This window comes from Clostridium ragsdalei P11 (genome assembly GCF_001675165.1).
GTDB classification, from domain to species: domain Bacteria; phylum Bacillota; class Clostridia; order Clostridiales; family Clostridiaceae; genus Clostridium_B; species Clostridium_B ragsdalei.
Map to the genome: position 1 here is coordinate 71,657 of NZ_LROS01000012.1, position 18,660 is coordinate 90,316.

The following is an 18,660-nucleotide window of genomic DNA, read 5'->3' on the forward strand; positions in this document are numbered from 1 at the left end:
TTATTTTAAAAGTCCATAGTTTTTAAGCTCTGATTTTAAAACATCCAAATTTTCCTTAGACATGTCACAAAGTGGAAGTCTTAAATTTCCAACATTCATATTCAAAACATTCATAGCAGTTTTTATAGGTATAGGATTTGTTTCTATGAACATAGTATTCATAAGTGTAAGGGCCTTTAATTGCATCTTTAGTGCTTCTTTTACATTGCCCTCTAAAAATAATTTACACATATCATGCATATCTTTAGGAATAATATTTGCTAGAACAGATATAACTCCAAGCCCTCCTAAAGACATTATAGGAACTGTCTGATCATCATTTCCAGAATATAAATCAATATCATCCCCACATAGAGCTTTCATTTTAGCAATTTGACTTATATTTCCACTGGCTTCTTTAACAGCTACCACATTATCCAATTTGCATAATTCTTTTAAAGTTTTAGGCTGTATATTTAATCCCGTTCTTCCAGGTACATTATATACTACAATAGGAGTTTTTATAGCTGAAGACACTGCCTTAAAATGCTCTATCAATCCCTTTTGTGTAGTTTTATTATAGTAAGGTGTGATTACAAGAACTCCATCTACTCCTATACTTTCTGCCCATTTACTCATGTTTACGGCAGATTCTGTACAATTACTGCCTGTACCTGCAATAACTGGTATTCTCTTATTAACAGTATCTACTGTAAATTTTATTGTATCTTTTCTTTCCTTTTCAGTCATAGTGGAAGCTTCACCTGTAGTCCCACAAATTATTATTGCATCTGTGCCTGATTTTATTTGCCACTCAAGCAATTCTTTTAATTTATCAAAGTCCACCCCATTATCATTAAATGGGGTAATAATAGCTACCCCTGAACCTTTAAATAAGCTCATTAAAAGCACCCCTTCTCAATTGAAATTTAATATGCTTATCATCTTAAAATGTATTGTTATTTATCCTTAACTATGCATTCTGCTATTTGAACAGCATTAGTAGCAGCGCCTTTTCTTATGTTATCTGCTACAACCCATAGATTTAATCCATTCTCTACGCTAAAGTCCCTTCTTATTCTTCCTACAAATACTTCATCTTTTCCTGCTGCCTCTATTGGCATTGGATATACTAAATTGTCCACATCATCTTTTAACACTACTCCAGTAGCATTCTTGTACAATTCAAAAATATCCTCTATTTTAAAGTCTTTTTTAAGTTCTACATTTATACTTTCACTATGAGAATAAGTTACTGGTACTCTTGCTGTAGTAGCTGTAACTCTCAAAGTATCATCATGTAATATTTTTCTTGTTTCGTTTACCATTTTCATTTCTTCTTTAGTGTATCCATTTTCCAAAAATACATCTATATGAGGAAGTATATTTCCTGCTATTGGATATGGAAACTTCTTAGGTGCATTTCCCTTATATCCTTCTAGTAAATCATTATATCCTCCCATTCCAGCGCCAGATACAGCCTGGTATGTAGAATATACAATTCTTTCTACTCCATATTTATCATAAAGAGGTTTAATTGCCACTATGGCTTGTATAGTCGAACAATTAGGATTTGCAATTATACCTTTATTCCATTTTATATCCTCTGGATTTACTTCAGGAACCACCAAAGGTACCTCTTTATCCATTCTCCAAGCACTACTATTATCTATAACTACTGCACCATATTTTGAAAATACAGGTGCAAATTTAAGGCTTACACTTCCACCTGCTGAGAAAAGAGCAATATCTATTTTTTTATTTTTTATGTTATCTTCTTTTAATTCCTCTACAGTATAATCTTTATCTTTAAATTTTAATATTTTTCCACTTGATTTAGCAGATGCAAACAAATACAATTTTTCTATTGGAAAATCTCTTTCTTCCAGCACCTCTATAAATTTTCTTCCTACCATTCCAGTACATCCAACTACTGCCACGTTACAACTCATTTTAATATTCCTCCTAAAAATTTTATAATATAAATTGATTAAATATTTAAGTTTAAGATCTATTATTAAATATAATACCATGATATCTTAATAAAGATAACCTATTTAATTTTAAATATATCTTACTAAATATTTTACACTAAACTTTTGAAATATGTTCATAGAAATAAATATTATTGGGAATTAAAAATAGCGCATACTTCATACTGCTTAATGCATTATATGCAACATATAATGCATTTTAGAATAAAATTAATTGTTTTAGTTTAAAAGTCAAATAATAATTCTACTTGGAAAACTTATTTTATGACCATAATATTCCTATAGTTATGTGCATGTCATTGAAATTGCTTCTTTAAATGTATATTATATTTAAAATATATACTATAATTATTATAGTATATTATGTATTTATTCTATAATAATTATAGTATGTATAAATCTCGCTTTTGGGGTAAAAATAATCTATAGTAAAAGTGGGAGGATGGTATCAATGTCAAAAACTCCATTAAAAAAAATCATAAAAGCAAAATTGAAATCAAACAGGGAGCTTACAGATGCTGAAAAACTCAGAGAAAAATTAAAATATGAAATAGCTGAAGAACTAGGATTAAAAGATAAAGTTAATTCATCTGGCTGGAGCAGTTTAACAGCTGAAGAAACTGGAAGAATTGGCGGCATGATGACTAAGAGAAAAAAAGAATTAAATATACCTAAAAATGAAAATCTAATAAACAATCATAAAAGCAAAGATAAACGATAAATTTGACTTATACCTTAAAAATATATAATATTAATTGATAAATACAATTTTACCTTTTTTAACTTTAAACACTTATAAAAATACCTGTAAGAAGGGAGTTAAAGACCGTTATGAAAATCTCATAACGGAAATAAAAATGAACTGCTATGGAAAATTTGCTCATATATATGACAATCTAATAAACAGCGATATAGATTACAGCGCATGGGCTAAAAAAATTATAAACATATGTGAAAAATTAAATATAGATAGAGAAAATTATCTGGATTTAGCCTGTGGCACAGGTAATATGACAGAAAAATTGGCATTTTATTTTAAAAATACCTGGGCAGTAGATTTATCCAGTGAAATGCTATCAGAAGCAGATATAAAGCTTAGGAACAGTGGATTAAAAGTAAACTTTATATGTCAAGACATAACTAATTTCGAGTTAAACAGGAAATTCAATCTCATAACTTGCTGTCTTGATTCTACAAACTATATATTAAAAGAATCAGAATTGCAAAGTTACTTTAAAAGTGTGTTCAATCATTTAGAAAGCAATGGAATATTCTTATTTGATATAAATTCCTATTACAAAATTACAAATATACTAGGTAACAATACCTATACTTATGATGATGAAGATATTACCTATATGTGGGAAAATTATTTAGAAGATGACATTGTGGACATGTACCTCACATTTTTTATACGTCATGAGGATTTTTATAAACGATTTGATGAAAACCATCGTGAAAGGGCTTATACTTGCGAATATATAGAATCCACATTGAAAAATTGTGGATTTAAAATTATAAATAAATTGGACAACTACAGTGATAAAACTGTAACTGATGTTTCTGAAAGAATATCATATATAGTAACTAAACTTTAATACACGTATGATTAGGAGATGGAAATTAAATGATAGATAAATTAATAAGAGCTACAGCTAAAGATGATAACATTCGAATAATAGCAGCCTCTACTACAAATCTAGTAAATGCAGCTGTTAAAATCCATGAATGTGCTCCTACAGCTGCAGCAGCCTTTGGAAGAATGCTCACGGCAGGAAGCCTTATGGGGTCAATGTTAAAATCACCTAAAGATAGTTTATCCCTTATAATTTCAGGAGGCGGTGAAGCTAAAGGAATATCTGTAACTTCCTATGCCGACTGTCATGTAAAAGGATATATAGGAAACCCTTCTGCAGATCTTCCCCCAAATAGTAAGGGAAAACTAGACGTAGGTGGTATCATTGGAATTAATGGAAATTTAACTGTAATAAGAAATATGGGACTTAGAGAACCTTACTCCAGCAAAATTCCTATACAAACTGGAGAAATAGGAGATGATCTAGCTTACTACTTTACAGTTTCAGAGCAAACTCCATCTGCAGTAGCCCTTGGAGTTCTTGTAGATGTAGATTTAAGTATAAAGGCATCAGGAGGATTCATAATTCAGATGCTTCCTGGAGCAGAAGATCTGCTTGCAGACTTAGTTACATATAGATTACAGGAAATTCCACCTATATCAAATATGTTAGCTAAGGGCATGAGTATTTCACAAATATTAAATGATATCTTTAAGGATATGGGATTAAAGATATTAGATGAACTAACACCTACTTATAAATGTGATTGTTCAAGGGAAAGAGTTGAAAAGGCTCTTATAAGCATAGGCGAAAAAGATTTAGAGGAAATTTATAATGAAGGAAAAACTGAAGAATTAAAATGTAACTTTTGTAAGACATCTTATAAATTTACCCATGAGCAAATAGGTGAAATACTTAAAAACTGCACAAAAAAATCCTGATATTAAATACAAATTATCTACATACTTAAACTTTTATATGTTATAATTTGCTTAAAAAACTAAAAACGTAGTTATGCTTACTATAAAAGACTAAAATTTATTCATTATAAATAAAATGGAAAGGATGATTTAAAATGGAAGCAAAATATGATCTTACAGATCCATACCAAATAGCAAAGTATATAAAAGAGGCTAAGAAATCTACTCCAGTCAAAGTTTACCTTAAAGGTGACATATCAAATTGTGATTTAGGAAATATAGAAAATTATAATAGTGGTGATTTTTACATTCTCTTTGGTGAAAGCGATGAAATATCAAAATTTTTAGAACAAAACAAAGATAAGATTACTCAATTTAGAATAGAACAGGACAGAAGAAACTCAGCCATTCCCCTTGCTGATTTAACAAACATGAATGCTAGAATTGAACCTGGTGCTATTATAAGAGATAAAGTTAAAATAGACAAAAATGCAGTAGTAATGATGGGAGCAGTTATAAACATAGGTGCAGAAATAGGTGAAGGCACTATGATAGATATGAATGCAGTAGTAGGTGCTAGAGGAAAACTTGGTAAAAATGTTCACTTAGGTGCTGGAGCTGTAGTAGCTGGAGTTTTAGAACCACCTAGTAAATCACCTTGTGAGATAGGTGACAATGTACTTATAGGAGCTAACTCCGTAATCTTAGAAGGAGTAAAAATTGGAACCGGCTCTGTAATTGCAGCAGGTTCAGTAGTAACAGAAGATATACCTGAAGGAGTTGTAGCTGCTGGAAGTCCAGCAAAAATAGTAAAGTCAGTAGATGATAAAACTAAAGGCAAAACTAAAATTTTATCAGATTTAAGAAAATAATTTACCTACAAAATACAGGGTATAACCTCCTTAAATTTCAAGGACAAGGTCTATACCCTGTAAATACAGATTCTGTTTATCCGATGACTACCTGCTCTAATACTCCCACTTCTCCAAGTGTGAGCAAAGAGCAGCTACGTCCCTGGATAACGATTTTCCCTAAAGGATAACGCCTTCTAAGTGCTGAAGCACTAAGAATCCTGTTAATAAGCATCAGATGGAGTTTTGACTCCATCTGATGTCAAGAACTCTGTTTATGATATACGTTTATCACCTATGTTATCCTGTAAGCTATTTTCATCTTCATTTTTAGGCTGTTCTTTTTCCTCTTTTCCTTGCATTTCTTCTTGAGCTTTTTCATTCTCTCTGTTAACTTTTTCCATCTTAGATATAGAAACTTCATACGCTATTTTCTTTACAATTTCAGTATCCGATATCTTTTTTTGATATTCTCTACTCTGTAATCTTCCCCAAACCCTTATATTGTCACTTACTTTTAATGACTTACAGAACCTAGAATTTCTTCCCCAAGCAATAGTAGGTATGTAATCAGACTTATTATAAGCTCTGTTTACAGCTAGAAGCATATCTGAGATTTCTCTGCCAAAGGGAGTTGTCCTATAAACTGGCTCCTTACATATAAATCCATCAAGAAAAATTTGATTTGGATTTTTACTCCTTTCAGTACAAAAATCTATATTTCTTGCAAATACAGTTAATATCAATCTGTTTGCTCCATCCACAAATTTATTGTAGGACCTAAGCTGTCCTTCTATTATTACATCAGTTCCAACTTTGATATCCATTCCACCTATAAGCCTCTCTGAGATTGTAATGAATAGTATATCCTTACTTTCACTTAATCTAGGAACCTCAACATTAAAGGTGTAAAAACCCTCTCCATACATTTCGTGGCTAAATTGTAATTCTGAAGCTACTGTACCTTCAAGATAGATCTTATTGTTTAACATTAAATTGTCCATCATAAACCCCTCTTTCCCTTAGTTTTAAATGTTTCACTATCATATAGTTATTCATCAAAAAACAAAAATATACTTATAATTTAGCTTAAAGTCATAAATGTTTTATTTTTGATCAAATCATAAATGCACTTGTCTTCCATAAGACCTATAGTTATAGCTACTACAGCTGCGTAAAGCTCATCAATATCTTTGAGTAGCATATTAACTGGAATTTCCTGAGCTTCAATCACCCTTTTTCCCTCATATATAATATCCCTTTGGAGGCAATATACAAATCCACTAGAATAGTCTAAACTCGATATAGTAACCGTATTCTTACTTCCCAGTCCATAGGTTATGATGCAACCGGATATATCTACATTATTTTTCTTTTTACTTATTAAATCCATATTTACAAAACAATAATCTCCATCTAAAACCTTGTATCTCCCATCTATAGAATTTAGCACTACATAATTTACCCTTCTACTAACATCATTGTCTGTAAAAGTGCAATAGTCTAAATTCATTAAATCAAAAAGCTCTACCAAATATCTCTTAAACTGGGCATTAGTTTCAATAACTTCTATAGATTGCATCTTTATTACCTCCTGTTAAAATATATGTTTTAAAATTATTTTAAACAGGATATGTTTTTTTATACTATTTTCTAAATAGTAATCCAATCATTGATACTTACCCTCATTGCCATTATAATACATATTTATTGTGTTTTTCAATAACTGCTTAATATAAGTCATATTAATTTCTCATCTGCTTTCCGTCATAGTCCATTTTATAGTTATCTTTGTATATCAAATCTCCTACCTTAACAAACTTGTATCCTTTTTCCTTTAAGTTTACTATTACCCTTTCTAAATTAAGTGGTGTATACTTTGCACTATTATGAAATAGTAATATAGAACCAGGTTTTGTACTTTTTATAACCCTGTTGTATTCAAGATCTGCCCCCTGCTCTTTCCAGTCTATACTATCTACATCCCATTGAATGCAGTAATATCCTGATTTCTTTACTGTATCTATTACATCGTCATTATAAGACCCTTCAGGACATCTAAACAATTTTGTTCCACTTCCTGTTATACTTCTTATTTTAGCTTCATTTATGTTTATATCTTCAATAATTTTATCTCTAGATATTTTCGTCATATCAGGGTGCCTATTTGAATGATTTCCTATTTCGTGTCCTTTACTATATATCTCCTTTAGTTTATCAGGATTTTTATCAACCCAGTCCCCTACTACAAAGAATGTAGCTTTTATATTATATTTATCCAGTGCATTTAATATTTTATCAATGTATTCACCTCCTAGACTAACATCAAAGGTTATAGCAACTTTTTTATCTTTTGTGTCAACACAGTAAATAGGTAATTTCCTATTTACTCTTGCAAATGCCCCTTCATATCTATAATTTGCAAATAATGATACGCCAATAGCTATAAGCAATAATATGGACACCATAAATATTTTTTTTATACATCTTGATTTCAATTTTTACCTCCACAATATATTTATTTCATAATTTTATATAGTATTTTATAACAACAAATATTACAAAATTGAAAAAATTTATTGTAGATATATTACATTCAAAAATATGCATTCAAATATTTTATACAACTATGCTATAATATACATATATATTATTTTAGTATTCTTAATTCAATGGAGAGGATTTTAAATGTTTGAAAACACTTTAGAACTAGCAGAAAATAAATTACTTCTGCTTTATATATTTAAAAAAATCAATTTTCCTATTTCCAATAATCAAATAACCGAAGTCATACTGGAAAATGACTTCATAAATTATTTTACTCTTCAGCAATATTTAAATGAGCTTCTATCTTCTAATTTTATCAAGCAGATAGATTCTCAAAGTAACCATAAATTTATAATTACAAAAAAAGGCATAAAGGTGTTGTCCCTCTTCGGAAATAGAATTTCCAAAGATAAAATAGATATATTAGACAGCTATATAGACGAGCGTTTTAATGACATAAAAAGTAAAATTTCAGTAAATGCCAACTATACAACTAAACATAAAAACAGCTTTATGGTAAATTTAAAAATATCAGAAAGTAATTCCATCTTAATGAACTTGAAACTAAATGTGGACTCTAAAAAAACTGCCCAAAATCTATGTGAAAAGTGGGAAAAAAACTTTTCAGAAATTTATTATAAAATAGTTGAATTACTTATGGAAGATTAAATATTTATTTCACAACCATACCTGTAGGTTCTCCACCTATAGGTATATATTTTTTATTTTCATCTTTTAAATTTACCTTTATCAATAGATTGTTATAATTATCACCCACATATAAACTTCCCCTTCGTTTTAATATACTTGCAGGCATCCCCCCTACAATCAACCTCTTTTTCTCCTTATAGTTATTTATATCCAAAACGCTTATTGTACCATCTCCAAAATTAGATACAAAACAGTATCTACTGCTGCAGTATATGTCTACTGGCGAATTTCCCACAATAATTCTATTTATAATTTTATAGTTTTTAAGTGATAATATGGCTATACTTCCCCTAAACTCCGATCCTATATTGCTTTCACAGATAAGTATATGCTGTCCATCCACTGCAAACACAGCCTTAGTAGGATAGCATCCTACTCCTATGTTAGCTATACGTTCATTTTTTTTGCAGTCTATTAAGGTTATGCTATCATCTTCCATATTAGATATTACTAGCAGCTTTCTTTCCTTATTCAAACATATACTGTAAGGAAGATTTCCACAGGGAACTTCTTCAACTACTCTTCTCATGCTAAGATCAAAAACAAGTAAGCTGTTTAAATCACTGCATATTACATATGCATTATTTTTATAGGTAATAATATCATTGCAGCATGCCCCAACGTAATAAGTTTCTTCCTGAATTTCATTTTTCATGTCTATTATAGATATGCTGTTACTATATTTGTTTGCCGTTATAAGTTTAGAATCACTTAAACATACACCATGGGGTCCAACTCTATAGGTCATGTCCTCAGATTTTAAATGTATTCTAGTTTCTTCATGAAAATCATCCAAATTCACCTTTGATACCGTATCAGAAGAAGTGCTGCATATATAAAGATACTCCAACACACCATCGCCCCCTTACAACTATAATATGAAGGTTAACTAAAATAGGTAATACTAATTAATTAATTTATTTTGTTGTATATTAACTTTATATTCTATATAATTATTTTGTTAATACATTATTTTATATGAAACAAGGTGATGAAATGTACAGTTATGTAACAAAAGGAGTTTGTTCAAGTCAAATAAATTTTGATGTTGTAGAAAACAAAATTAGAAATGTAAATTTTGTAGGAGGATGTAATGGGAACTTACAAGGTATATCAAAATTAGTAGAAGGAATGGATGTGGCTGAAGCTGTTGAAAAATTAGAGGGAATTTCCTGCAGTGGAAAAGGGACTTCCTGTCCTGATCAATTTGCAACCGCCCTTAAAAAATTAGTTTTAAGCCGTAAGTAAAAAATTTATTTAACATATAGATCTTCTAATTAGAAAGTTCACTTATACCAGTCATATACTAACAAATTTCATTACACTAAAAACTTTTAATAAGTCTAAAGCTTGGTATTTTGAAAACCTAAAGGTACTTAGATAAACTCGTACCTCAAACACATCTAAGTACCTAAGGTTTTCTAAAATACCAAACTAAGACTTATTTATCCGATGACTACCTGCTCTAATACTCCCACTTCTCCAAGTTGGAGTAAAGAGCAGCTACGTCCCTGGATAACGATTTCTAAGCATCAGGTGGAGTCAAAACTCCATCTGATGCCAAGAGCTCTGTTTATAAAAGTTTTTAAATGTAATTTCAATTTTGTTAGTATATTTTATGTATAAGTTGAAATTTCAATTACAAACCCCATATAAATCCAAATAATATTTATGATTTATAGGTTTTATACAAAAATAAACTTATGTGTAGAAATATTTTACAATAAACAAGTACATTTAAATATTTTGTATATAAGTCTTAGTAGAAAATTTATAAAAAAACTTAGGACTTTTGAATTGTCTGAGGTACGAGTTTTCAAAAGTCCTTAGGTTTTTTTAATTTTCTGCTTAGCCTTATCAAAATATTTAACCGTACTTGTGGTTGTAAAATATTCGGAGCATAAGTTTATTTTTAGTTAAAAGCCATAACTTCAAACTTATTTGCAGTTACTGTGCTTTCTTATAATTTTCCTCATGTCGCCTATCATGTAAAGAGAACCCGATATCAATAATATATCATCTTCGTCGCAGTAGGAAAGTGCCTTTTCGTAAGCATCTTCATAACTATCCAAAGCTTCACATTTAGAGTTATATTTTTCTATGACACCTTTTAACTCTTTTGAATTTTCAGCTCTTGTATTGTTTGGGGTAACGGCTATTACTCTCTCCGCTAAAGGAACAATAGTTTTTACCATTACTTCAACTTCCTTATCTGCAAGTATACCAAGTATAAGTATCATCTTATTGTAGTTAAAATAGCTGCACAAGTTTTTCCTCAGCATGGAAATTCCTTCTCTATTGTGTGCGCCATCTATTACAACTAGTGGTTTACGGTGCATTACTTCAAGTCTTCCAATCCATTTCACATTAGAAAGTGCTTTTAATATAGTCTGCTTATCTATATCAAGTCCATATCTAGACAGTTCCTCTATAGCAAATATAGCACAAGCACAATTTGTAAGCTGATGTCTACCTAAAAGGGATAACTCAATATGGTAATCTTCTTTTTTTGTATGTACCTTTATCTTTTGCACATATTCTTTACTGTTATTATTGATCTTTTCCTGATTCTCAGGCTCTGCACAATTGCAAGGGACCTTTATAAGTGTACTTCCCCTTTCACTGCATACCTTTTCTATAGCCTCTTCTGCTTCTTTTTCTTCAGGATAAAGTATTACGGGTATACCAGGCTTAACTATTCCTGCCTTTTCATGAGCTATCTCAGCTAACGTATCTCCTAGTATCTGCATATGATCATAGCTTATAGAAGCAATTATGCTAAGTAACACTCCTCCATCTTCTTCTTTTGAAAATGGTGCCATAACATTCGTAGCATCAAGTCTTCCCCCAAGTCCCACTTCAACTACAGCTATATCAACTTTTTTCTCATAGAAATAATAGAACATGGCACAGGTAATTATTTCAAACTCAGTAGGATTTTCATATCCAAGCTCAATAACCTTTTTAACAACCTCTGATACCTTGGTTACTACTCTGCTCAAATCATCTCTCGGTATATTGACACCATTTATTTGAATTCTCTCTTCAAATACCTCTAAATAAGGTGAAGTGTACATACCTACCTTAAATCCGGCCTCCATTAGTATTCTGTTTATCATTGCAGTAATAGAACCTTTGCCATTGGTACCGGCTACATGTATTGTCTTTACCTTTTTATCCGGATTACCTAAAAGTTCTAGCATTTTTTGTGTTCTATCAAGTCCATAGTTACTGCCAAACTTAGCAGTAGTTTCTATATACTCGATTGCTTCATCATAATTCATAGTAAACACATCCCCATATTTTATTTTATCCCATGACTGTGTCCCTGGATAAGTTAAATTTAATGTAGATGGAGCTTAAACTCCATCTACATTAAATTTTATTTTATATTTTCCAATCTTTCAACTACAGTATTCAACATTTCTCTGTATTTGTCACCTTTTTCTCTTTCTGCATTTACCACAGCTTCCGGTGCCTTAGCAACAAATTTTTCATTTGAAAGTTTGTTTTCTACCCTCTTTATTTCTCCCTCTAGTTTTTCCTTTTCCTTATTAAGTCTTTCAATTTCCTTATCCATATCTACCAGATCAAAAAGTGGAATAAATAATTCTGCTCCTCTAGTTACTGCTGATACTATATTTTTGGGTGCATCATTTTTATCTTTTAAAAATTCAACTTCACTAGCAGAAGCTAATTTTTTGAAATAATCTTCTCCATTTTGAAAAGCTTCATATGCATCTTTTTCAGCTACACGAACTATGATTTTTGCTTTTCTGGAAAATGGTACATTCATTTCTGTTCTAATATTTCTTATTTCTCTAATAGCCTCTATAATATATTCCATATCTTTTTCTGCCTTTAAATCCTTCAGGTTTTCATCATATTCTGGCCATTTCGATATAGTTATAGATTCATACTCTGTATAAAGGTGAGTATATATTTCCTCAGTTATAAAAGGCATTACAGGATGTAATAGCTGCAAACTTGTAGATAATACATTGTTTAATACATTGTATGCTACACCTTTAGCTTTTTCATCCTCACCATACATAACAGGTTTAACAAGTTCTATATACCAATCACATAATTCTCCCCATATAAAATCATATAATTTCTGAGAAGCTATTCCAAGTTCAAATTTTTCTATGTTGTCTGTAACTTCTTTTACAAGAGTATTTAATTTAGACATTATCCATCTATCTGCACCACTGTAATCTTTGCAGTCTTTATACTTATTCATCAAATCTTCATCTATGTTCATAAGTACAAATCTTGAGGCATTCCATATCTTGTTTGCAAAATTTCTAGATGCTTCAACTCTTTCTGGATAATACCTTATGTCATTTCCTGGTGCATTTCCTGTAATAAGAGTAAATCTAAGAGCATCTGCTCCATATTGTTCTATTACCTCTATTGGGTCTACACCATTTCCAAGTGATTTTGACATTTTTCTTCCTTGAGAATCCCTTACGATACCGTGTATAAGTACATTTTCAAAAGGAATGTCATCCATACAGTAAAGACCTGAGAATATCATCCTTGCAACCCAGAAGAATATTATGTCGTATCCTGTAACAAGAGTATTGTTAGGGTAGAAGCATTTCAAATCCTCTGTCTTATCTGGCCATCCAAGTGTTGAGAAAGGCCATAGTGCAGAACTAAACCAGGTATCCAGTACATCTTTATCCTGCTCTAAGTTAGTTGAACCACACTTTGTACATTTCGTAGCTTCTCCATCTGTTACTATAACTTCGCCACAATCTTTACAGTACCAAACAGGAATTCTATGTCCCCACCAGAGCTGTCTTGAAATACACCAATCCTGAATATTTTCCATCCAGTTGAAATAAGTCTTTTCAAATCTTTCAGGTACAAATTTAACCTTTTTATCTCTTACAACTTTAATAGCAGGTTCTGCCAGTGATTTCATCTTTACAAACCACTGCTTTGAAAGCATAGGTTCGATAGTAGTACCACATCTGTCATGACATCCTACATTATGTGCATGTTCTTTGATTTTAACCAAATATCCCTGCTTATCTAAATCTTCTACTACTAACTTTCTAGCTTCGTATCTATCAAGCCCATCATATTTTGTTCCAGGTAATTTTATAGTTCCATCTTCATTCATTACTATTATTTCAGGAAGGTTATGTCTTTTTCCTACATGATAGTCATTAGGGTCATGAGCTGGTGTTATCTTAACTGCTCCAGTACCAAACTCCATGTCTACATAGTCGTCCTCAACTATAGGTATTTCCCTATTTATAATTGGAAGTATAGCTTTCTTTCCTACTAAATGCTTATATCTTTCATCCTTAGGATTAACTGCAATGGCTGTATCTCCAAACATTGTTTCAGGTCTTGTAGTTGCAATTTCAAGGTATTCGTCACTGCCTACAATCTTATATTTTATGTGCCAAAAATGTCCCTGCTGCTCTTCATACTCGATTTCAGCATCGGATATAGCTGTCTGACATTTAGGACACCAGTTTATTATCCTGTTTCCCTGATATATAAGGCCATCATTATATAGTTTTACAAAGAACTTTTTTACTGCCTTATTGAGGCCTTCGTCCATAGTAAATCGCTCTCTTGTAAAATCTGCAGAGCAACCAAGCTTCTTTACCTGATTTCTTATTCTGCCCCTGTATTCATTACTCCAATCCCAGGTTTTTTCAAGAAACTTTTCTCTTCCTATTTTCTTTTTTTCTATTCCCTTTTTTAGGAGTTCTTTTTCAACTTTTACCTCAGTTGCAATACTTGCATGATCTTCACCCGGAAGCCATAGTGTACTGTAGCCTTGCATTCTCTTTGTTCTTATTATTATGTCCTGTATAGTATCATCAAGCGCGTGTCCAAGATGTAATTTTCCTGTAATATTTGGAGGTGGTATTACTATTGTATACGATTTTTTATCTTTCTCTGCTTTAGGTGTAAAGTATCCTTTTTCTTGCCAAAGATCATAAAGTCTGTCTTCAAATTCTTTTGGGTTATAAGTAGTTGCCATTTCTTTTTTTTGTGCCATCAAATCTCCTCCTAATTGTTAGATATTCTAATATTAATACCAATTCAAGTATTTACATTCTTAAATCAAAAAAAGCCTTCATCCATAAAGGACGAAGACCCGCGTTACCACCTTTTTTCCTGTAAATACAGGCTCTTAAAAAATAACGATTAAGAAAACCGTCTTTACCTACTGTTATTTCAGTAAAGAAACTCCAAAGCTACCTTCAAGATAATCCATATAGAAAACCTCTCAACTAACAAGTTTTCCTCTCTTTATACTCCATTATCTCTAATCCTCTTTTTCACAGTTAACAAATTCAAATTTATATAGTTCTATTATAACGTTATTTTTTAACCTGTCAAGAAATTTTATTTTCATTTTGAAACGTTTTATGATTGAATTGTGATAATGTCTTAGTATACCGCATTTAATTTTTATAGTAAAACTCTATATACGTCAATCTCATACAACTAGTATTTTTTAAACATATTTCCTGGCGAATCATTCAATAATTTTACACACAATCTATATTTATAGTGTATCATAGAAAGGTATTCTTCTTCCGATAATACATCTTGAAAATCATCTTCATCTACAAGACCATATTTAGGATGAAATATAATAGCTCTATAATTTATGCCACCATTTCTTACTCCTATAAAAAATACAGCAATAAATTTTTCATTATCTGCATTTAACAAAGTTCCTGGAATATATGCTTCATCCATTTCATTATATGAAGCTCCATATAGATCTTGAAATTTCATACCTATGTCCCTATACACCTTTTCAAAATAAAATGGATTCTCTGCTATTTTTTTAAAATCAACCTTTCGAGCATAATCTTCTATATAATCTAAATATTCATTATTCAAAACGTACACCACCTACCATTCATACAGTAAAAAGACTAATTGTATTTTATTCCATTATATCAAAAGTTATGTGTGGGAAGAGTTTAAATTTAAAATTAATAGTTAAGAATTAATAGTTATAATTAATTTTCACTCATTTTTCACTATTAATTCTTAACTTAAATGTAATTTTCAATTACTAATAATCTATTGATGTGTATAAGTTTATTTTCATTTCGAAATGCTATAAGTTATTTAATAGCTTTTTCTGCAAAAGAGTTATTAACTATCTTATTAAAGTCTGGTCTTGAAGGTATTAAACTAGGTTTATAGTTTTGTATTATATCCTCAAGTCTGTTTAAATCCTGCTGTTTTATAACTGGAGTAGTCGCATAGGCATTTATAGCTCTATAATTTTTCACTACAGAAATCAAGATATCTTCATCTGTTCCAGGGAAAAATGATTTTATAGCCTCAGCCACTTCTTTGTCACTGTGTTTTTGAACCCATATTTGTCCTTGATGAATTGCATCAGTGAATTTTTGAATAGTCTGTGGATTCTTTTCCATATATGATTTAGTTGAAAAATAACAGGTATATGGAAGCACACCAGCAGATTTACCTACTGAAGCAACTACGTATCCAGTTTTATCTTTTTCAAGCATACTAGCTGTTGGTTCAAAAAGTGCAACGTAATCCCCTGTTTTCGATTTAAAAGCTCCTCCTGTTGCAGTGTAGGCAATATTAGTCATCAAGTTAACGTCTTTTCCAGGTTGAATTCCATTTTTCTGCAATACATACTCCAGAGCCATTTCAGGAACTCCACCAGGTCTTCCCCCAATTATACTTTTGCCTTTTACAGATTTCCAATCAAAGTTTTTTTCCGCTTTTCTACCAACTAAAAAAGAACCATCTGTAGTTGTAAGTTGTGCAAAAAGTACGGGGTAATCCTTTCTCTTCTGGTTATATATATATATTGTCTGCTCCGGCCCACAAAATCCAATATCACAACTTTTGCTAAGTACCTGCTGCATAGTTTTATCTGCTACCATTACAAAAACACAAGTTTTTATACATTTTTATTAGCTAAAAATTTTATCAACCTGTTTAAGCAGTTTAAAATTAGTGAGATCATAGTGAAGTGGTGTTAAAGTAGCATAACCTTGTTTTATAAAATATCCATCTGTGTCAATAACAAGAGAATCACTCATCTTACCTTTTAATTGAAAAGTCTTTCCCTCATCTTTAGAATCCACCTCTATAAAATAACCAGTATATCCTCTTTCACCAATTTTGCACACTTTAATTCCTTTTTTTATCTTCATGGGCATATTTAAATTAAATACAACATCATCTTTTATATATCTATCTTCAAGCTTTTCCAGTACTCCTGAAACACATTTTGCTGCATCCTCATATTCTCCTTCAACTCCATCTTCAACTTCCATAGATGCAGCCAGTGAAGGTATTTTATTAATGGCAGCCTCAATAGCTGCAGAAACCGTACCGGAATACAACACGTCCAATCCAATATTCAATCCATTATTTATTCCGGATAAAACCATATCTACATTTCCATCTACAATTTTATCTATTGCAATCTTTACACAATCTGCAGGTGTACCAGTGACGCTGTAGGCTTTAGATTTTATTCCTTCAAGCTTCACTTGTTTAACAAATAAAGGATCTCTTACTGTTATAGAATGACTGCTGGCACTTTTTTCAACATCCGGCGCAACAATTATCACTTCATGCTTTTTTTCTAATTCTTTAGCTAATGCATATATTCCTTTTGCATTAACTCCATCGTCGTTGGTCAATAATAATTTCATAAATTAGCCTCCACACTTATATAAATTGATCATTTAAAACTATTCTACTACAAATACAGAAAATTAAATGTAGAAATAAATAAAAAATCAATTTATATTTTTATAATCACAAACTTGATTATCAAGTGATTCTTAGGTTCAGATGGAGTTTGCTTATAAGGATGACTTTCTCCAGCTGAACCTTAGAAGAACTTATCCAGGCGCGTACCAGTGCTTATCCCCCACTTTGATAGAAGATGGGGGTGTTAGCAATGGTAGTGCGATCGGATAAATCAGCTGGAAAAGCCCGGTAATTCAACTAGCCAAATACCTTGCAAAAATCATCCTCAACCTCAATGATATTTTTATAATTCTCCTTAATACCTATAAGTTTCTTTAAAAACATTATATTCTTTTCCGTTAACTCTAGCTCACTGTACCAGGGTTTTGATTTTCTGCTGCTTTTTTCAAAAGAAGAGTAATGTAAATGAAGCAATAAGTGGCCAAAATATGAAAAGTCTGCAGGAGGTACATACCTCTCATTATTAATGAATCTTGCAAGTCCAAAATCAATAAGATGCACATTATTTTCATGAAGAATCACATTGGGTACCCTTATATCTCTATGAACTATATTGTTGTCATGGAGATATTTTATTATATTTATAACCCTTTTCCCCACCTCATAAATCTCCGGTTGTGTAAATACGTGATTATCTCCAAAAAGCATCTCTTCTATCGTCTTTCCCGTTTTGTATTCCAAAATATAAGCATACATATCATCATTTATTATTGTATCAAATATTTTAGGAATTGATGGATGTTCAATAGATGAAAGTATTTCTTTCTCAAAGATAATTTTACTTCCATTCTTTTTAATAGCCTTAGGTTTAATCTCTTTTAGTACATATTCCTTGCCACCTAAGTTAACTAAATAGCATACACCAAACCGTCCTTCACCTATTAGTCTTATAACTTTATATTCATTAATAAAACAGCCTGCTGGATATACCTTTCTCTTAAAAAACGATATCATGACCATGAACTTTTATATCTTCTATGATGTCTCTGATTTGAATAATGCCGTCTATCGGAATAATGATTTTGATGTGAACTGTGAGAATACTTGTTATTATATTTCCTGCCTGAATTGGAAAGTGAACCAAACCTTCTCAATATACGGCTTAACAATCCTTCTCTTTTATAATAGTTACTACCTCGATGCTTATCTCCATATCTATTTTTTTCTGATGATCTTGAGAAAAAACTCATTAAAGCACCTTGTATAATGAACATGTAGTAAAAAATTCATTATACTTTTCCTTTCTTAAAGATTTTTTACTATAATTATCATAAGACGCTGTGGATTAGTTTTCGCACCTATAGCTAGACTATTTTAATTG

General features: G+C 31.0%; 19 protein-coding genes and 1 other annotated feature. Of the genes, 6 read left to right on the forward strand and 13 right to left on the reverse strand.

Annotated features, from left to right (window positions below; all coding sequences use genetic code 11):
- The gene (gene dapA, locus CLRAG_RS07205) at positions 1–882 is read right to left on the reverse strand and encodes a 4-hydroxy-tetrahydrodipicolinate synthase (RefSeq protein WP_013240080.1); all 882 of its coding nucleotides are present in this window, start codon (positions 880–882) and stop codon (positions 1–3) included.
- A gap of 56 nt (positions 883–938) precedes the next feature.
- On the reverse strand, positions 939–1,931 hold the full coding sequence (locus tag CLRAG_RS07210; RefSeq protein ID WP_065077792.1) for an aspartate-semialdehyde dehydrogenase: 993 nt from the start codon (positions 1,929–1,931) through the stop codon (positions 939–941).
- A gap of 493 nt (positions 1,932–2,424) precedes the next feature.
- Between CLRAG_RS07210 and CLRAG_RS07215 the strand changes: the two genes are divergently transcribed.
- The 4 genes from CLRAG_RS07215 (at position 2,425) to dapD (ending at position 5,342) form a co-directional block, all read left to right on the forward strand.
- The gene (locus CLRAG_RS07215; protein WP_065077793.1) at positions 2,425–2,694 is read left to right on the forward strand and encodes an alpha/beta-type small acid-soluble spore protein; all 270 of its coding nucleotides are present in this window, start codon (positions 2,425–2,427) and stop codon (positions 2,692–2,694) included.
- Between the two features lie 136 nt (positions 2,695–2,830).
- Positions 2,831–3,571: a class I SAM-dependent DNA methyltransferase gene (locus tag CLRAG_RS07220; RefSeq protein ID WP_065077794.1), complete on the forward strand. Its 741-nt coding sequence runs from the start codon at positions 2,831–2,833 to the stop codon at positions 3,569–3,571.
- A gap of 29 nt (positions 3,572–3,600) precedes the next feature.
- On the forward strand, positions 3,601–4,491 hold the full coding sequence (gene hslO, locus CLRAG_RS07225) for an Hsp33 family molecular chaperone HslO (RefSeq protein ID WP_065077795.1): 891 nt from the start codon (positions 3,601–3,603) through the stop codon (positions 4,489–4,491).
- 134 nt (positions 4,492–4,625) lie between these two features.
- Entirely contained in the window at positions 4,626–5,342 is a 717-nt protein-coding gene (gene dapD, locus CLRAG_RS07230) for a 2,3,4,5-tetrahydropyridine-2,6-dicarboxylate N-acetyltransferase (RefSeq protein WP_065077796.1), read from the forward strand.
- Between the two features lie 254 nt (positions 5,343–5,596).
- On the opposite strand, the gene CLRAG_RS07235 is transcribed toward dapD, so the two are convergent.
- The 3 genes from CLRAG_RS07235 to pdaB all read right to left on the reverse strand — a co-directional run bounded on the left by CLRAG_RS07235 (position 5,597) and on the right by pdaB (position 7,819).
- A complete protein-coding gene (locus CLRAG_RS07235; RefSeq protein WP_065077797.1) occupies positions 5,597–6,325 on the reverse strand; it encodes a single-stranded DNA-binding protein in 729 nt (242 codons plus the stop codon).
- A gap of 80 nt (positions 6,326–6,405) precedes the next feature.
- Positions 6,406–6,903 (reverse strand): hypothetical protein, encoded by a 498-nt coding sequence (locus CLRAG_RS07240; protein WP_065077798.1) that lies wholly within the window; start codon positions 6,901–6,903, stop codon positions 6,406–6,408.
- A 163-nt stretch (positions 6,904–7,066) separates the two neighbouring features.
- Positions 7,067–7,819, reverse strand: a complete 753-nt coding sequence (gene pdaB / locus CLRAG_RS07245; protein ID WP_065077799.1) for a polysaccharide deacetylase family sporulation protein PdaB — start codon at positions 7,817–7,819, stop codon at positions 7,067–7,069.
- Between the two features lie 190 nt (positions 7,820–8,009).
- On the opposite strand from pdaB, the gene CLRAG_RS07250 reads away from it, so the two are divergent.
- Positions 8,010–8,537, forward strand: coding sequence for a DUF4364 family protein (locus tag CLRAG_RS07250; RefSeq protein ID WP_065077800.1), 528 nt, complete (start codon positions 8,010–8,012; stop codon positions 8,535–8,537).
- Between the two features lie 4 nt (positions 8,538–8,541).
- Here CLRAG_RS07250 and CLRAG_RS07255 read toward each other — a convergent pair whose 3' ends face one another.
- On the reverse strand, positions 8,542–9,429 hold the full coding sequence (locus CLRAG_RS07255) for a YncE family protein (protein ID WP_065077808.1): 888 nt from the start codon (positions 9,427–9,429) through the stop codon (positions 8,542–8,544).
- Between the two features lie 146 nt (positions 9,430–9,575).
- On the opposite strand from CLRAG_RS07255, the gene CLRAG_RS07260 reads away from it, so the two are divergent.
- The gene (locus tag CLRAG_RS07260; protein ID WP_013240091.1) at positions 9,576–9,827 is read left to right on the forward strand and encodes a TIGR03905 family TSCPD domain-containing protein; all 252 of its coding nucleotides are present in this window, start codon (positions 9,576–9,578) and stop codon (positions 9,825–9,827) included.
- Positions 9,828–10,516: 689 nt separating this feature from the next.
- On the opposite strand, the gene CLRAG_RS07265 is transcribed toward CLRAG_RS07260, so the two are convergent.
- From CLRAG_RS07265 to CLRAG_RS20125, 7 genes are all read right to left on the reverse strand, one after another.
- A complete protein-coding gene (locus CLRAG_RS07265) occupies positions 10,517–11,863 on the reverse strand; it encodes a bifunctional folylpolyglutamate synthase/dihydrofolate synthase (protein ID WP_065077801.1) in 1,347 nt (448 codons plus the stop codon).
- Between the two features lie 98 nt (positions 11,864–11,961).
- Positions 11,962–14,610 (reverse strand): valine--tRNA ligase, encoded by a 2,649-nt coding sequence (locus tag CLRAG_RS07270; protein ID WP_065077802.1) that lies wholly within the window; start codon positions 14,608–14,610, stop codon positions 11,962–11,964.
- An 84-nt stretch (positions 14,611–14,694) separates the two neighbouring features.
- Positions 14,695–14,906 (reverse strand) — a binding site (T-box leader).
- A gap of 156 nt (positions 14,907–15,062) precedes the next feature.
- Positions 15,063–15,467 carry a hypothetical protein gene (locus CLRAG_RS07275; protein WP_065077803.1) on the reverse strand — a complete coding sequence of 135 codons (405 nt, stop codon included), beginning with the start codon at positions 15,465–15,467 and terminating at the stop codon, positions 15,063–15,065.
- Between the two features lie 230 nt (positions 15,468–15,697).
- The gene (locus CLRAG_RS07280) at positions 15,698–16,498 is read right to left on the reverse strand and encodes an ABC transporter substrate-binding protein (RefSeq protein ID WP_242832229.1); all 801 of its coding nucleotides are present in this window, start codon (positions 16,496–16,498) and stop codon (positions 15,698–15,700) included.
- A 30-nt stretch (positions 16,499–16,528) separates the two neighbouring features.
- Positions 16,529–17,278, reverse strand: coding sequence for a 5'/3'-nucleotidase SurE (surE, locus tag CLRAG_RS07285; protein ID WP_065077804.1), 750 nt, complete (start codon positions 17,276–17,278; stop codon positions 16,529–16,531).
- Positions 17,279–17,576: 298 nt separating this feature from the next.
- Positions 17,577–18,299: a serine/threonine protein kinase gene (locus tag CLRAG_RS07290; RefSeq protein WP_065077805.1), complete on the reverse strand. Its 723-nt coding sequence runs from the start codon at positions 18,297–18,299 to the stop codon at positions 17,577–17,579.
- The gene (locus tag CLRAG_RS20125; RefSeq protein WP_083985592.1) at positions 18,290–18,529 is read right to left on the reverse strand and encodes a hypothetical protein; all 240 of its coding nucleotides are present in this window, start codon (positions 18,527–18,529) and stop codon (positions 18,290–18,292) included. Before CLRAG_RS20125 ends, CLRAG_RS07290 begins: the two co-directional genes overlap by 10 nt.
- Positions 18,530–18,660 lie beyond the last annotated feature (131 nt).

Excerpts from the sequence above, each read along its gene's own strand:
- CLRAG_RS20125 (WP_083985592.1), bottom strand. The coding sequence starts at position 18,529 with ATGAGTTTTTTCTCAAGATCATCAGAAAAAAATAGATATGGAGATAAG.
- CLRAG_RS07290 (WP_065077805.1), bottom strand. The coding sequence starts at position 18,299 with ATGGTCATGATATCGTTTTTTAAGAGAAAGGTATATCCAGCAGGCTGT.
- CLRAG_RS07235 (WP_065077797.1), bottom strand. The coding sequence starts at position 6,325 with ATGGACAATTTAATGTTAAACAATAAGATCTATCTTGAAGGTACAGTA.
- CLRAG_RS07270 (WP_065077802.1), bottom strand. The coding sequence starts at position 14,610 with ATGGCACAAAAAAAAGAAATGGCAACTACTTATAACCCAAAAGAATTT.
- hslO (WP_065077795.1), top strand. The coding sequence starts at position 3,601 with ATGATAGATAAATTAATAAGAGCTACAGCTAAAGATGATAACATTCGA.
- CLRAG_RS07280 (WP_242832229.1), bottom strand. The coding sequence starts at position 16,498 with ATGGTAGCAGATAAAACTATGCAGCAGGTACTTAGCAAAAGTTGTGAT.
- CLRAG_RS07220 (WP_065077794.1), top strand. The coding sequence starts at position 2,831 with ATGAACTGCTATGGAAAATTTGCTCATATATATGACAATCTAATAAAC.
- CLRAG_RS07215 (WP_065077793.1), top strand. The coding sequence starts at position 2,425 with ATGTCAAAAACTCCATTAAAAAAAATCATAAAAGCAAAATTGAAATCA.
- CLRAG_RS07250 (WP_065077800.1), top strand. The coding sequence starts at position 8,010 with ATGTTTGAAAACACTTTAGAACTAGCAGAAAATAAATTACTTCTGCTT.
- CLRAG_RS07210 (WP_065077792.1), bottom strand. The coding sequence starts at position 1,931 with ATGAGTTGTAACGTGGCAGTAGTTGGATGTACTGGAATGGTAGGAAGA.
- surE (WP_065077804.1), bottom strand. The coding sequence starts at position 17,278 with ATGAAATTATTATTGACCAACGACGATGGAGTTAATGCAAAAGGAATA.
- CLRAG_RS07240 (WP_065077798.1), bottom strand. The coding sequence starts at position 6,903 with ATGCAATCTATAGAAGTTATTGAAACTAATGCCCAGTTTAAGAGATAT.
- CLRAG_RS07265 (WP_065077801.1), bottom strand. The coding sequence starts at position 11,863 with ATGAATTATGATGAAGCAATCGAGTATATAGAAACTACTGCTAAGTTT.
- dapA (WP_013240080.1), bottom strand. The coding sequence starts at position 882 with ATGAGCTTATTTAAAGGTTCAGGGGTAGCTATTATTACCCCATTTAAT.
- CLRAG_RS07260 (WP_013240091.1), top strand. The coding sequence starts at position 9,576 with ATGTACAGTTATGTAACAAAAGGAGTTTGTTCAAGTCAAATAAATTTT.
- dapD (WP_065077796.1), top strand. The coding sequence starts at position 4,626 with ATGGAAGCAAAATATGATCTTACAGATCCATACCAAATAGCAAAGTAT.